This is a genomic window from Streptomyces sp. R28 (genome assembly GCF_041052385.1).
GTDB lineage: Bacteria > Actinomycetota > Actinomycetes > Streptomycetales > Streptomycetaceae > Streptomyces.
Window position 1 is genome coordinate 4,529,409 of the sequence record NZ_CP163439.1, and the last position, 13,688, is coordinate 4,543,096.

16 protein-coding genes are annotated in these 13,688 nt (G+C 71.0%); 6 read left to right on the top strand and 10 right to left on the bottom strand.

The window, feature by feature from the left end:
- The first annotated feature begins 9 nt into the window (after positions 1 to 9).
- A complete protein-coding gene (locus AB5J49_RS19915) occupies positions 10 to 1,167 on the top strand; it encodes a serine hydrolase domain-containing protein (protein WP_369169974.1) in 1,158 nt (385 codons plus the stop codon).
- An 8-nt stretch (positions 1,168 to 1,175) separates the two neighbouring features.
- Here the strand turns inward: AB5J49_RS19915 and AB5J49_RS19920 are convergent, their stop codons facing one another.
- Positions 1,176 to 1,451, bottom strand: coding sequence for a DUF1876 domain-containing protein (locus tag AB5J49_RS19920; RefSeq protein ID WP_369169975.1), 276 nt, complete (start codon positions 1,449 to 1,451; stop codon positions 1,176 to 1,178).
- Positions 1,452 to 1,540: 89 nt separating this feature from the next.
- A complete protein-coding gene (locus AB5J49_RS19925) occupies positions 1,541 to 3,010 on the bottom strand; it encodes a toll/interleukin-1 receptor domain-containing protein (RefSeq protein ID WP_369169976.1) in 1,470 nt (489 codons plus the stop codon).
- A 30-nt stretch (positions 3,011 to 3,040) separates the two neighbouring features.
- Between AB5J49_RS19925 and AB5J49_RS19930 the strand changes: the two genes are divergently transcribed.
- Entirely contained in the window at positions 3,041 to 3,499 is a 459-nt protein-coding gene (locus AB5J49_RS19930) for an HIT family protein (RefSeq protein ID WP_369169977.1), read from the top strand.
- Positions 3,500 to 3,501: 2 nt separating this feature from the next.
- Here the strand turns inward: AB5J49_RS19930 and AB5J49_RS19935 are convergent, their stop codons facing one another.
- Complete coding sequence (locus AB5J49_RS19935; RefSeq protein WP_369169978.1) at positions 3,502 to 3,951, bottom strand: hypothetical protein; 450 nt, start codon at positions 3,949 to 3,951, stop codon at positions 3,502 to 3,504.
- A 217-nt stretch (positions 3,952 to 4,168) separates the two neighbouring features.
- On the opposite strand from AB5J49_RS19935, the gene AB5J49_RS19940 reads away from it, so the two are divergent.
- The 3 genes from AB5J49_RS19940 (at position 4,169) to AB5J49_RS19950 (ending at position 6,877) form a co-directional block, all read left to right on the top strand.
- The gene (locus AB5J49_RS19940; RefSeq protein WP_369169979.1) at positions 4,169 to 5,674 is read left to right on the top strand and encodes a metallophosphoesterase; all 1,506 of its coding nucleotides are present in this window, start codon (positions 4,169 to 4,171) and stop codon (positions 5,672 to 5,674) included.
- 25 nt (positions 5,675 to 5,699) lie between these two features.
- Complete coding sequence (locus tag AB5J49_RS19945; RefSeq protein WP_369169980.1) at positions 5,700 to 6,416, top strand: class I SAM-dependent methyltransferase; 717 nt, start codon at positions 5,700 to 5,702, stop codon at positions 6,414 to 6,416.
- A gap of 179 nt (positions 6,417 to 6,595) precedes the next feature.
- A complete protein-coding gene (locus AB5J49_RS19950) occupies positions 6,596 to 6,877 on the top strand; it encodes a hypothetical protein (RefSeq protein WP_369169981.1) in 282 nt (93 codons plus the stop codon).
- A gap of 73 nt (positions 6,878 to 6,950) precedes the next feature.
- Here the strand turns inward: AB5J49_RS19950 and AB5J49_RS19955 are convergent, their stop codons facing one another.
- Genes AB5J49_RS19955 through AB5J49_RS19970 form a run of 4 tightly spaced genes read right to left on the bottom strand, consistent with a single transcriptional unit; the run spans position 6,951 to position 9,319 of the window.
- Positions 6,951 to 7,796, bottom strand: coding sequence for an EamA family transporter (locus AB5J49_RS19955; protein WP_369169982.1), 846 nt, complete (start codon positions 7,794 to 7,796; stop codon positions 6,951 to 6,953).
- On the bottom strand, positions 7,793 to 8,278 hold the full coding sequence (locus AB5J49_RS19960; RefSeq protein WP_369169983.1) for a YbaK/EbsC family protein: 486 nt from the start codon (positions 8,276 to 8,278) through the stop codon (positions 7,793 to 7,795). The genes AB5J49_RS19955 and AB5J49_RS19960 overlap by 4 nt, the downstream gene beginning before the upstream one ends.
- A gap of 10 nt (positions 8,279 to 8,288) precedes the next feature.
- Entirely contained in the window at positions 8,289 to 8,477 is a 189-nt protein-coding gene (locus AB5J49_RS19965) for a DUF397 domain-containing protein (protein ID WP_369169984.1), read from the bottom strand.
- Entirely contained in the window at positions 8,474 to 9,319 is an 846-nt protein-coding gene (locus tag AB5J49_RS19970; protein ID WP_369169985.1) for a helix-turn-helix domain-containing protein, read from the bottom strand. Before AB5J49_RS19970 ends, AB5J49_RS19965 begins: the two co-directional genes overlap by 4 nt.
- Positions 9,320 to 9,459: 140 nt before the next feature.
- Between AB5J49_RS19970 and AB5J49_RS19975 the strand changes: the two genes are divergently transcribed.
- Entirely contained in the window at positions 9,460 to 9,891 is a 432-nt protein-coding gene (locus AB5J49_RS19975; protein ID WP_369169986.1) for an ATP-binding protein, read from the top strand.
- On the opposite strand, the gene AB5J49_RS19980 is transcribed toward AB5J49_RS19975, so the two are convergent.
- The 3 genes from AB5J49_RS19980 to AB5J49_RS19990 form a co-directional block, all read right to left on the bottom strand.
- Positions 9,827 to 10,465 (bottom strand): hypothetical protein, encoded by a 639-nt coding sequence (locus AB5J49_RS19980; RefSeq protein WP_369169987.1) that lies wholly within the window; start codon positions 10,463 to 10,465, stop codon positions 9,827 to 9,829. The genes AB5J49_RS19975 and AB5J49_RS19980 overlap by 65 nt on opposite strands.
- Before the next feature lie 150 nt (positions 10,466 to 10,615).
- Positions 10,616 to 12,847, bottom strand: a complete 2,232-nt coding sequence (locus tag AB5J49_RS19985) for an MMPL family transporter (protein ID WP_369169988.1) — start codon at positions 12,845 to 12,847, stop codon at positions 10,616 to 10,618.
- A gap of 111 nt (positions 12,848 to 12,958) precedes the next feature.
- Entirely contained in the window at positions 12,959 to 13,564 is a 606-nt protein-coding gene (locus AB5J49_RS19990) for a TetR/AcrR family transcriptional regulator (protein ID WP_369169989.1), read from the bottom strand.
- Positions 13,565 to 13,688: the final 124 nt, after the last annotated feature.

Here is a 13,688-nt window from a genome sequence, read left to right on the forward strand (position 1 = left end):
GAGACGGACGTGAGCGTGAACGGCACAGTGGCCGAGGGCTTCGAGCCGGTCCGGGAGGCGTTCGCACGGAACTTCGCCACGCTCGGGGAGCGGGGCGCGGCCGTCGCCGTGTACCGGGACGGGCGCAAGGTCGTCGACCTGTGGGCCGGCACGAAGGACGTCGACGGTACGCAGGCGTGGCAGCACGGCACCGCGCAGGTCGTGCGCTCGGCGACCAAGGGCGTCGCCGCCGCCGTACCGCTCCTCCTGCACCAGCGCGGGGAGCTGGACCTGGACGCGCCGGTGGGCGAGTACTGGCCGGAGTTCAAGGCGCACGGCAAGGAGCGGCTGCTGGTCCGGCATGTGCTGAACCACCGCGCCGGGCTCCCGGTGCTCGACCGCCCGCTCACGCCCGAGGACGCGCTGGACCCGCATCGCGGCCCCGCGGCGGTGGCCGCGCAGGCGCCCGCGTGGGAGCCGGGCACCGACCACGGCTATCACGCGCTGACGTACGGCTGGCTGCTGGACGAGCTGGTGCGGCGGGTGACGGGGCGGTGGGCCGGCGAGTGGCTCGCGGCGGAGGTCGCCGGTCCGCTGGGCCTGGACCTGTGGCTGGGGTTGCCGGAGTCGGAGGCCGGCCGGGTGGGCCGTACCGGCCGGGTCGAGGGGCCCGAGCCGGTGGGCGGACTGCGCTCACGCCCGAAGCGCTCGGTCACCGAGGCCTACGACGACCCGGACTCCCTGACCCGCCGCGCGTTCGCCGCGATCACCCCGTTCCCCGACCAGAACGACCCCGCCTACCGCGCCGCGGCCCTCCCCGCGACGAACGGCATCGCGACGGCCGCCGGGCTGGCCCGCTTCTACGCCACGCTGATCGGCGAGGTCGACGGCGTACGGCTCTTCGACCCGGCGACGGTGGAGCTCGCTCGGGCGCAGGAGTCGGCGGGCCCGGACCTCGTCCTGGTCGTGGGCACCCGCTTCGGCCTCGGCTACATGCTGCACGGCACCGCGTCGCCCTTGCTGGGGCCGGGTTCCTTCGGCCACCCCGGCCGCGGCGGCGCCCTCGGCTTCGCCGACCCGGAGGCGGGGATCGCGTTCGGCTATGTGACGAACGGCTTCCGCAAGACGGTGACGGCGGATCCGAGGGCGCAGGCGTTGATACGGGCGGTACGGGCGGCGCTCGCGTAGCGGTCGGTTCAGGCGTGGATCGGGTGCGACGTGCGCCCCGACGCCTGGTCGATCTCCCCGTGCGCCTTGGTGAGCATCTGCATCGCCAGCTCGTTCAGCGCGCGAGCACCGGCGATCTCCTCCCCGACGCGTGGCTGATTCGCGTCCGTGTGGTGCCGTGAGGCGTGCCCGTGGGCCCGTACCTCGGTGCCGTCGGGGAGCCGCACCATCGCGACCGCCCTGGTGTGCGTCTGGTCCTCCTGGAACTCCAGCTCGACATGCCATCCCACTGCGGTGTGCATCATGACGATCACCTCCGGAAGTTCTGCTTCCAGGGTGCGCCTCGGAAGGGCCCGCCGACCAGTCGGGCTCGGCGTCCGGTCGGGCTCGGCCCCTAGTCGGGCTCGTCGAACTCCTCGGGCCGTGGGACCGGGGTCGGGCGCCTGGTGCGGGCGGGGGCGCTGAGGGCGCTCACCCGGTCGGCGAGCAGGGCGATCCGCTCGGCGGCCTCGGTCGCCAGGTCGGTGCGCAGCCGGCGCTGGTGGCGCAGCGCGAGTTCCATGGTGGACAGCGCCAGAGCCGTGCCGACCAGGACCACGACCGCCAGCGTGACGTAGACCCGCGGCCTGCCCTGGCCCGCCGCGTCGAAGGCGAGCCCGGACGCCACGGCCAGGGCTGTGACCAGGGCCAGCCCCACGCAGTAGCCGGCGAGGGTCCAGGGGTGGTCCTGGCACAGCCACCGCACTCGGGAGCGCCCCGCCTCGTCCGCCAGCCGCCCGAGCGCCCCGCGCATGTCCTTCAGTTCCCAGCCGGCCTTCTCGCGCTGCTCGCGGGAGAGCGGCGGCCGCGACTCGGCCAGGCGCAGTTCCAGCCGCGCGATCGCCCGGCGCAGCACGGGCCGGGTCACCCGGTCCGGCAGGCCCTGCGGCCAGCGGGCCCACAGGTCGGCGTCGCGCCGCTTGAGGCGGATGTGGGTGGCGGCCGTGTGCGCGACGGCGAGGCCCATGACCAGCAGCAGGACCATGGACCCCCACATGCCCTTGTCGCCCCCCATCTGAAGCGCCGGGAACAGCCCGATGAGCACGAGCCCCGCGCCCATCGGCCAGGTCTGCCGGACGTACGTCTGGTGCTTGACGGCGTGCAGGTCGCGTTCCCAGCTGTCGATGGGGCGGCGGAGCAGGAAGCGGCCGACGGCGACCGCGACGAGCGGCGCGCACAGCAGCAGGCAGCCACCCAGAGTGGCGTACAGGGTCCACGGGAGGCCGTCCCCGCGCGCCCAGTCGCCGCGCTGGGGCAGTGCGGGGACCCCGAGCAGCGCCGCGCCGGCCGCCGACGCGGTGAGGACGCCGAGCCACCGCCCCGGCCGGTACCCCGGCGGTGGCGGCGGGACGGGCCGCCAGGTCCGGGAGACGACGGTCTCCAGTACGGCGATCAGTTCCGCGAGGTCGTCCTCGAAACGGGCCGCGCGCAGCGACTGGGCGTTGCGGTGGGCCAGTTCCCGGATGGGCCACGGCAGTTGGTCCGCTCTCGGCGGGGCGGCGCCGTCCAGCAGCAGGGGGACGACGGTCTTGCCGGTGTGCAGGGCCTGGTCGATCTCCCGGCGGACCCAGTCCGCCTCGTCGTCCAGCCGCAGTCCGCCGGACGGGCCCCGCGCCTCGAGCCAGCCCCGGTGCACGACCACGAGCAGCACCTCGCAGTCCGCCACCCGCTCCCGCAGCGTGTCCGGGTACCGCTGCCCCGGCACGATGGACGCGACGTCGCGGAACACCTGGTCCTCGCCGAAGTGCTGTTCGAGCCGGTCGTACAGTTTCCGCACGACGTCTTCGTGATCGCCCCTGCGGTAGTTGATGAAGATGCCGCCCACGCCACACACCCTAGAGCGACGGAAAGGTCCATGGACGCCCGTGAACAGGCTTGCGCCTTCTGCGAGATCGTCGCCGGCACCGGCTGGGCACGGGTGGTGTACGAGGACGCGCACACCCTCGCCTTCTTCCCGCTGGCGCCCGCGACGCGCGGCCACACTCTGGTCGTGCCCAGGGCGCATTCGGCGGACCTGTGGGCGATGGACGAGGCGGATGCCCAACACCTGTTCCACTCCGTGGCGGTGGTGGGCAGGGCGCTGCGCGCGGTCCTCGAACCCGACGGCATGAACGTCATCAACTCCGCGGGCGCGGCGGCCTCGCAGTCCGTGTTCCACACCCATGTGCACCTCGTGCCGCGCCGGCCGGGGGACGCGATGGGGCCCATCTGGCCCCCGAAGGGGGCGGGGTTCCGGGACGACGGCGATGCCGAGGCGGCAGCGGACGAGCTCGCCGCCCGCCTCTCCGAGGCGATCGCCGGTCCGGCGCGCTGAGTTCACAGGGCGATGACGACCAGCGCGAGGTCGGCGAGCAGCAAGGGCGTGTAGAACAGCAGTAACGTCGGCGTGAGCCAGACCTCCGGCCAGGGCATCCGCGCCAGGTACGGCGCCACGTTCATGGACAGCACCTCGACCGTGCTGTCGGGGACCCGCGCAGCGTCGTAGAGCCGGCGGAAGGCCCTCTCCTGGCGCAGGAAGAAGCAGTCCAGGTGCCAGAAGCAGAGCAGCGGCACGACGCCGACGGCCGCGAGCTGCCAGCTGAGGCGGCTGGCGGAGAGCGCCAGCAGACCCGCGGCCAGGGTCAGCGCCCAGCCTTTGACGAGAAACGAGTTGGTGCCCAAGCGGGTGATCGTCGCCTGGATGAACTCAAGATGCTTGATCCGGTCGGCGTCCAGCGGCGCCCTGCCGCCGACGCCCGCGCCCGACCCCTCACTCAGCGCAGTCACAGCCCCGCCCCCCTAGGTGAAGTTTTCGCCCGCCCGATCGTAGTGGCGGAGCAAAGACCGCAACTCGGGATCAGTGAGACTCGGCACACTCGCTTCGGTGACCGGCTCCGCCCTGCTTCCATGGAGATGTCCCGTTCCACGGAGATGTCGCGCGCCGGACCTGGCCCCGCCGCCAACGCCACCTCCCCCGTTCACCGCTCCGGGCCACATCGAGGACATGCGCTGCTGCTTCTCCGCCCACCTCCCCGCTCTCGCGGCACTGTCGGCCTTCCCCGGCCCCTGCGAGGTGCTGCGCTCCGGCGCGCGCCTCGCCCCTGCCCTCCTGCGCACGGCCTCGGCCGCCATGCAGCGGGCGCGCTCCCACCACCCCGACGACCTGACCGCCGTCAATCTGGAACTGGTCACCCTCACCGAGGACACCGCCGTCATCACCTGGTACACCGGCATCCCCGGCACCGACGACGGCCTGGGGCACCCCCTGCCCGCGATCACCGAGGGCGAGGTCGTCTACGGCACCCACCCCTCCCGGCTCAACCGCACCGCGTCCGAGGGCCTGCCGACCGCCCACCACCAGGTCGAGCTCACGGACCTGGAGCCGGGGCAGACGTACTACTACCAGGCCCGCTCACGGGGCGCGGCCGCCACGCCCACCCCGCTGCACCTGGTGCGCGGCAACGCGGTGGGCACGTCGACGTTCGGGTTCGGTCCGGGCGGCGGGCCGTACTCCTTCACCACGCCGCAGCCCCCGCCCGGCCGGCACCTGCTGTCGGTCGCGCTCTGCAACGACCTGCACCTCGGCGAGACCACCGCGGGCCTGGTCGGCGGCCTGCCCCTGCTGCGCGGGGTGGTGCAGCAGCCGGGGCGCGCGCCCTATCCGGAGCTCATGAGCCGCGCCCTGGTCGAGGAGGCCCGTCGGCGCGGGGCGGACCTGCTGCTGGCCGGCGGCGACATCTCGGCCGGCGGAGCAGCTCACGACCTGCGCGAGGCCCGGCGGATCCTGGACGGCTTCGGCACGCACGGGCGGGACTACTTCGTCGTACGCGGCAACCACGACCGCTACCGCAGCGACGGCGCCGGGGACGACGCCTTCCCTCACGCCTTCCACAACTCCCTCCCGGGCGGCGGGCCCGGCTACTTCGCCCATGACCTCGGCGGGCTGCGGATCATCGGCCTCGACACGTACGTCAAGACCGGCAACGGCGCCGACGCCGGCGGGCTCGGGTCGGAGCAACTGGCGTGGTTCCAGGCGCGCTTGAGGGAGTCGCCGGACCAGCCGACGCTGGTGTTCGGGCACCATCCGCTGACCGTGCGGGACTCGGTGTTCCCGGTGACCCGCGGCCAGTGCCTGGACCGCCGCCAGGCCCGCACCGTCCTCGACGCCTACGCGTCCGCACCCGGCGTCTTCCTCCACCACGCGGGCCACACGCACCGCAACAAGCGCACCGTGCTGCCGCGGGCCCCGCACGTCACCCAGCAGGAGGTCGCCGCCGCCAAGGAGTACCCCGGCGGTTTCACCCTCCTGCGCATCCACTCCGGCGGTTACGCCCTCAACCACTACAAGGCCGGTGACCCGGCGGCCCGGCAGTGGAGCGAGCGCAGCCGCCGGGTCGCCGCGGGCCTGTGGCCGCACCACGCCCTGGGCCGCTCGGTCACCGACCGCAACAGCATGACCGCGCACGACCTGTCGGGAGTCACGGTTTCACCGGGCGTGAATCGCACGTAACAGCGAGTGTCCGTAGCATCGAAGCATGGCGACCCTCTGGGACCTCATGCGGGACTGCATCCCCGACGACCACGCCCGTCAGGTCACCTCGCGGTACTACGTCGACGAGGTGATGGGCGCCCCCGGCGCACCCGGGCTGGTCGTCGACCTGGGATGCGGCCGCGGTACGTCTGCCGCGCTCTTCCGCAAGCACGACCGGGAGGTGCGGTGGGTCGGGGTCGACATCCGGGACTCGCCGGAGGCCGGTCAGCGCACGCCCGGCGGTGACCCGGTGGTGCACTACGACGGCGTCCACCTCCCCCTCGGCTCGGACTCCCTCCCGCTGATCTACTCGCACCAGGTCTTCGAACACGTCGCCCGCCCGCGCGAACTGCTGGCGGAGATCGCCCGAGTGCTGGAGCCCGGCGGGCATTTCATCGGATCAACATCACAGTTCGAGCCGTACCACTCCTTCAGCCTGTGGAACTACACGCCGTACGGCTTCCGGGTCCTGGTCGAGGAGGCGGGACTCGCGCTGGAGGAGATCCGGCCCTCGCTCGACGGAGTGGCGCTGATCATGCGCAGCTACCTGGGCCGGCCGCCGGAGTACAGCCGTTACTGGGACGAGCAGTCCCCGCTCAACACCGAGATCGACGGGTGGGCGAAGGAGAACGGACGCCGCAGGACGGCCCTGGTGAACCTGCGCAAGCTGACGTACTGCGGCCAGTTCGCGTTCCGGGTGGGCAAGCCCGCGCTCGCCTAGCCGACGCCCGCTCGGACCCTGTCACACGGCACTTCTAGTGCAAGATCGTGAAACTCGGCGTGCCTCAGGATGATTTGGGGTCTTTCCTACTTAATCTCCCGTAATCGTAAGGAGTCGCTCCTTTCCGTAGGGAGCCGATCCTTCACACAGCGCATCCACCTCACTCCACCGGAGATGACATGCACAAGCTTCGCAAGGCCGCCGTTCTGGTCGCCGCGCTCAGCACCGTCGGCCTCGCGGCCGCCGGAACCGCCCACGCCGACGGCAAGGGCCGCGGCGGCAACGACTTCAAAATCCAGCAGAGCACCTCGTGCAAGTCCCACGACCTGAACATCGACATCCTCGGTGTGGTCGGCGTGCTCAACGGCGCGCTGGGCGGCGCCCTCAACGGCGAAGGCAACGAGGGCAGCCAGGCCACCAGCCTCGGCTCGAAGATGGGCTGCAGCAACAGCGCGTTCTAGCCGAGCCCTCCTGGCACCGCCAGGAGGCACAGCCAGAGGTCACAGGCGGCCGGCGAACAGCCGGCCGCCTGGTCTAACTGGCGTGCAGCATCATCCCGATGCCCACGACCAGCAGAGCCGCCGCCGCAATCCGGGGCGCTCCGAACCGCTCCTTGAAGAAGACGGCCCCGATGGCCGCCCCCACGATGATCGAGGACTCCCGCAGGGCCGCGATCGGCGCCAACTCCGCCTTCGTCTGCGCCCACAGGACCAGCGCGTACGCGGCGAAGGACATCGCGGCACCCAGCAGCCCCACCCCCGCGAACGGCCGCAGCACGGCGACCGTCTCCCCGCGCCGGCGCCAGACGGCATACGCCGGAACGGCGAGGCCCTGGACCGTCATCAGCCAGGCGATGTAGCCGACGGACGACCCGGAGGCCCGTACGCCCAGCCCGTCGAGGACGGTGTACGCCGCGATGCTCAGCCCCGTCGCCAACGCCGCGCCGATCGCCGCCCAGTCGGGCCGGCGCCCACGCAGACCCCACAGCGCGACGCCGGTAAGTCCCGCGCAGGAGCAGGCGATCCCGGCCGCCGCCCACCCGTCCGGCACCTCGTGCGCGACGAGGGCGGCGAGCACGGCGACGACGAGCGGCGCGGTGCCGCGCGCGATGGGGTAGGCCTGCCCGAAGTCGCCGAGCCGGAAGGACTTCATGAGCAGCGCGAAGTAGACGATGTGGACGACGGCCGAGGCGAGGAGATACGGCCACGCCCCCGCCGCCGGGAACGCCGCGAACGGCACGATGGCCGCGCCGATCAGCACCCCGCCGCCCGTGATGAGCGTGAACGCGACCAGCTTGTCGGTGATCTTGTGGGCGATGGCGTTCCAACTGGCGTGCGTGACGGCCGCCAACAGGACGGCGGTGGTGACCAGCGGGGTCACGAAGTCTGCGTCTGCGTCTGCTCGCGCACGTCCACCAGGGTGGCGCCGGCGTGGGTGACAAGGTCCTTGGGTGCCATGGGGAAGACGGCATGCGGGTTCCCTGCGGCGGCCCACACGACGTCGTGGTCGAGCAGCGACCGATCGGCGAGCACCCGCGTCTTCGTACGGTGCCCGAAGGGCGGTACGCCCCCGATGGCGTAGCCGGTGGTCTCCCGTACGACATCGGCCCTGGCCCGCGTGACCTGCTCGGCGCCGAGTTCCTTGCGGACCAGCTCCACGTCCACCCGGGACGCCCCGTCCATGAGCACCAGCACCGGCACCCCGTCGGCGGCGAAGATGAGTGACTTGCAGATCTGGCTCAGCTCACACCCGATGGCCGCGGCGGCCTCGGCGGCGGTACGGGTCTCGTCCGGGAAGCGGCGGATACGGGTGTGGAGGTCGGTCAGGCCGAGCTCACGCAGGGCCTCGTCGAAACGGGTCATGCTCCGCAGGCTAGCGGTCGGATACGTGGCCCACGAATGAATTCCAGGTGCCCGGGGCGACGGTGAGGTGAGGGGCGCCGGGGGTCTTGGAGTCACGGATGTGGATGGTGGCGGGGGTGGTGGCGACCTCGACGCAGTCGTTGCCGTTGCTGCTGTCGCTGTAGCTGCTCTTGAACCAGTGGAGTTCCGGGGTGCTCATAGTTCTCCCAGCGCTTGCTCGATGAAGGCCAGAGACTCCCCTGGCGTGAGCGCCTGAGCCCGGATAATGCCATACCGCAGGTCAAGAAGCCGGAGCTGCCTCGGATTGGAGACTGGACGGCCGCCGAAGTCGCCGTCGGTGCGCCCGACTCCGGTTCCGTCGCCGAACTTCAGCACCTGAATCCGGCCCCCCGTCCCGGGGTGGTTCGCGCGGGAGGTCGGCATCACCTGAAGCTCCACGAACGGCAACTGGGCCACCTCCAGCAGGTGTTCGAGCTGTCGGCGCAACACCATTGTGTCCCCGATCGGGCGGCGCAGCGTGACCTCTTCCTGGACAAAGCTGAGTTCCGGCGCAGGGGACCGGTCGAAGATGGACTTGCGGGCCATGCGCCCCGCCACCATTCGCTCAAGCTGGTCGGGTGAGTAGGCCGGGCGCCATGTCGCGAGCAGCGCCTGCATGTACTCCTCGGTCTGCAACAAGCTGTGCAGGTTGTGGTTGCCGTACATCAACAGCTCAACCGCACGCCCCTCCAAGTCCGCCAGCTCCCGCACCTTCTTCGGGTACCGGGCCTGCTCCATGTCCCGCTTGAACGCCTTGAGATGGCCCTGCGCCCGCAGGACGTCGTCCGCTCTGTCCAGGAACTCCGGCCGGGGAATCCGCTGCCCCCGCTCCATCTTGCGGACCATGTCCTCGCCGTAGCCCATGACCTCCCCGAGCTCGGCCGCCCGCATCCCCGCCGACTCCCGGCACACCTTCAGCAGTCGCCCCACCGCCTGGACCACCGGCTCGATCTCATCCCCCGGCTCGACATCCCAACCGGCCTCGTCCACCTGGTCGTTCACAGTCACCCACCTCCGACGCGCACTCGTACCCGTACAACCCCCGAGACAGCCGAGACAGCACGAGACAAAGTCGGGACAGTCCCGCTACGCACCGGAGCGATCACTCACCCAGGGAAGCCGATCACGCCACCCTGAGTGACATGAACCGCGAGATGACTGCCCGCAACTTCAGCGTCCTGCTGTCCCCCACGCCCCGCGGCGCCCGCCTCGCCCGACTCCTCGCCAGGGAGCAACTCCGCAGCTGGGGGATCCCGTTGGACCCGGCGGAGCACATCGTCGCCGAACTGGCCAACAACGCGGCCACCCACGGCCGCGTAGCGGGACGCGACTTCCGCCTGACCCTCTACGTCGTCGCCGACACCCTCCGCATCGAGGTCACGGACACCCGCGGCGACCTCCTCCCCCAAGGCACACCCACAGGCAGGGGCCTGCTCCTCGTGGAGGCGCTGGCCGACCGGTGGGGTGCGGCGGCGGGGCCTTATCCGCGCAAGACGGTGTGGGCCGAGGTCAGGCGTGGTACAGCACTCGCACGACCATCGTGTCCGCCGGCAGTGCGTCCAGGTAGGTGTTGAACCACTCCCGGTAGTCGGGTCCGCCGTACTCGACCCAGCGGCCGTCCAGGGTGAGCAGCGCCGTGGTGGGAAGCACGTCGGCTGCGCGTTCCGCGATGTACGCCTCCCGGTCCCGGCCGAACGAGTTGTAGGGGTCGTGGGGGAACCGCTCCCTCAACTCCTCGTCCTCGGCGATGGCCCGCAGCACTGCCTCCGGACCGGTGTGGCGGGCCTCGAACCGCCGCCAGTCGTCCCACCGGCGTGCGGCCTCCCGGGCCACCTCCGCCCGGTCGGTGTCAAGATCGAGTAGCCCGCGTGGTCCGCCGTGGCACCGTGACCAGGGCAGCTCCTCGGCTGGCTTCCACTCGTCGTGCCGTACGAGGCGGGGGTCGTCCTCGTGCCCGGGAAGGACGGCGAACGCACACCCGGCGCCCGAGATGAACCAGTAGTCCCACTCCCCCACCCAGTCCGGATGGGGGATGTCCTCACGGTTGTAGTCGTACGGAGCCAGGGCCCGTCCGATCGCCCGGCGCAGCGAATCGGGGTCCTCCGGGTCGCAGGGTGGTACACAGACGGTGACGCGTCCCTTGGCCATGGCTCCTTCTTCTCTGCTCGCTTTCTGGAAGTTCAGGATGGCCGTCGGCTGACACCGCGCAAGGAAATAAAAGCCGGTGAGGGCACCCCGTCCCCACGGAGCCCTCACCGCCGGCAGCTACTTCAATGGTCGTACTTCAACGGCGGCCGTTCAGACGCGTGCCAGCGCGCGGTCCCCGTCCGGGTCCTCGTCCTTCTTCGATTCGGCGTCCGTGCGCAGCCCCTCGCCCTCCACGTCCACGTTCGGCAGGGCGCGGTCGAGCCACTTCGGGAGCCACCAGGCCTTCTTGCCGAGCAGGGACAGGACCGCCGGGACGATGGCCATCCGCACGATGAAGGCGTCGAAGAAGACCGCGATCGCCAGGCCGAAGCCGATCATCTTGACCATGGACTCGCTGGAGCTGATGAAGCCCGCGAACACCGCCATCATGATCACCGCGGCCGCCGTGACCACCCTGGCGCCGTACTTGAAGCCGGTCACCACCGCCTGGCTCGGCTTCTCGCCGTGGACGTACGCCTCGCGCATCCGCGTCACGAGGAACACCTCGTAGTCCATGGCCAGCCCGAAGACCACGCCGATCATGAAGATCGGCATCATCGACATGATCGGTCCGGTCTCCTCGACGCCCAGCAGGCCGGACAGCCAGCCCCACTGGAAGACCGCGACGACGGCGCCCAGCGCGGCGAGCACGCTCAACAGGAAGCCGAGGGCCGCCTTGAGGGGGACCAGGATCGAGCGGAAGACCAGGATCAGCAGGAGGAAGGCCAGGCCGACGACGAGACCCAGGTAGGGGATCAGCGCGTCGTTCATCCGCTGCGAGAAGTCGATGTTCATGGCCGTCTGGCCGGTGACGAGCACCTCCGCGTCCGTGTCGGCCTTGATGCCGGCACCGGTGTCACGGATGACGTGGACCAGGTCCTCTGTCTGCGTCGAGGCGGGCTTGGAGTCCGGGATGACGGTGATGACGAAGGTGTCCCCGGCCTTGTTGAGTTGCGCCGGGGTCACCGCCGCGACGTCGTCCAGGCCCTTGATCCTGTCGGCCACCGTCGTGGCGGCGGCCTGCGGGTCGTCGCTCGCCCTGGCGTCGCCCACGATCATCAACGGGCCGTTGAAACCGGGGCCGAAGCCCTCCGACAGGATGTCGTAGGCGCGGCGCTGCGTGGTGGACGTCGGCTGTGTGCCGTCGTCGGGCAGACCCAGTTCCATCGAGGTGACCGGGGCCGCGAGGGCGCCCAGGCCGACCACGCCGAGGAGCAGGACGGCGACGGGACGGCGGACGACGAAGCTCGCCCAGCGGGTGCCCATGTTGGGCTTGGCCGCCGTCTGCGGGCTCTTCGGTGCCTTCCGGCGGCCGAACAGCTTGCTCTTCTCACCCGTCGGCTGGACCTTCCGGCCCGCGTAGCCGAGCAGCGCCGGGATCATGGTCAGGGCGATCAGGACGGCGATGACGACCGTGCCCGCCGCCGCGAGGCCCATCTTGGTCAGCATCGGGACCTTGACGACCGAGAGGCCGGCCAAGGCGATCACGACCGTCAGGCCGGCGAAGACCACCGCGGAACCCGCCGTGCCGGTGGCCCGTCCGACCGCCTCCTCGCGATCACGGCCCTCGGCCAGCTCACCCCGGTAGCGGGAGACGATGAACAGGGCGTAGTCGATGCCGACGGCGAGGCCGATCATCACCGCCAGGGTGGACGTGGTCGAGCCCAGCTCCAGGGTGCTGGCGAGGGCGGTGATGACGGAGACGCCGATACCCACGCCGATCATCGCGGTCAGCAGCGGCAGCCCGGCCGCGACCAGCGAGCCCAGGGTGATGACGAGGACGATCGCGGCGATGGCGATGCCGACGATCTCGCCGGCCCCGGCCTCCGCGACCGTCTGGAGCGCGTCACCGCCGACCTCGACGGTCAGCCCCGCGTCCCGCGCGTCCTGCGCGGCCTCGTCCAGGGCGTCCCGGGTGCTGTCCTGAAGCTCCGGGCCGGCGACCTTGTAGGACACCGAGGCGTACGCGACCGTGCCGTCCCGGCTGACGGCGTTCGCCGTGTACGGGTCGGCGACGGAGACGACCTCGGAGCCGTTGGACAGCTCCTTGACGGTCTCCTCGACGGTCGCCTTGTTGCCGGCATCGGTCATCTTCTCGCCGCTCGGCGCCTGGAATACGACGCGGGCGGTCGCTCCGTCCGCGCTGCTGCCCGGGAAGCGCTGCTCCAGCAGGTCGAAGGCCTTCTGCGCCTCGGTGCCGGGGATGGAGAAGGAGGTGGATCCGGCGCTGGGTGCGCTGGCCGCGCCGACACCCGCGACGGCGAGCAGCGCCACCCATATGAGGACGACGAAGTGCCGTCGCCTGAAGGCGAGTCGGCCGAGTTTGTACAGGAACGTGGCCACGGAGGCGTCTCCCGGTCAGGTCGTGGGGTCGGTACTTGAGCAGGGGTGATCAGCCCGACGACGTGAGCGGATACGTCAGGTGGAGGGCTTGCTGGGGAAAGGGGAAAGGGGTCAGTCGCTCGGAACGCCGAGGGCGGGGAGGACCACGGCGTCGATGTACGAGATGAGGAAGGCCTGGGTCGGCGGCAGCTCGTCGAGCATCGTGCGGGCGGCGAACCCGCCCATCATCATGTGCATCATGTAGTCGATCGCCGGGTTGTCCGCACGGACCTCGCCCCGGTCGATCGCCCGCTGCACCACGCGACGGAACTCCGCCATCTCCGGATCGATGAGGTGCTCCCGGAACGCCCGCAGGAGGTCCGGGTTGCTGTGCACGGCCATGGCCAGACCCCGCATCAGGGCGGAGTTCTGCTCCATCTCGCAGTCGTCCGAGCGCATGGTGAGAGCGTGCAGGTCACCCTTCAGCGATCCGGTGTCGATGTCGCCGAGGCCGATGCCGCCCGGCTTGCTGTGCCGGACCGCCTTCGCCACCAGCTCCGGCTTGCCACCCCACTGGCGGTAGAGCGTCGCCTTGCTGGACCGGGTGCGGGCCGCCACGGCGTCCATGGTGAGGGCGTCGTAGCCGACCTCCCGGAGCAGGTCGAGCACGGCCTCGTACAACTCGGCCTCGCGCTCCGGGGTGATGCGGCTGCGACGCGCGGTTGCGGCCTCGGTCACCGTTCTCACCTTCCCACTCCGAACGACACGGTTTCGTACACCAAGAAAGGTACCCCATCTCTCATCGAAACGAAACGGTTTCGTTCGCGTCCTGAGTCACGCCTGCCCCTGTGTCACGAGTTGC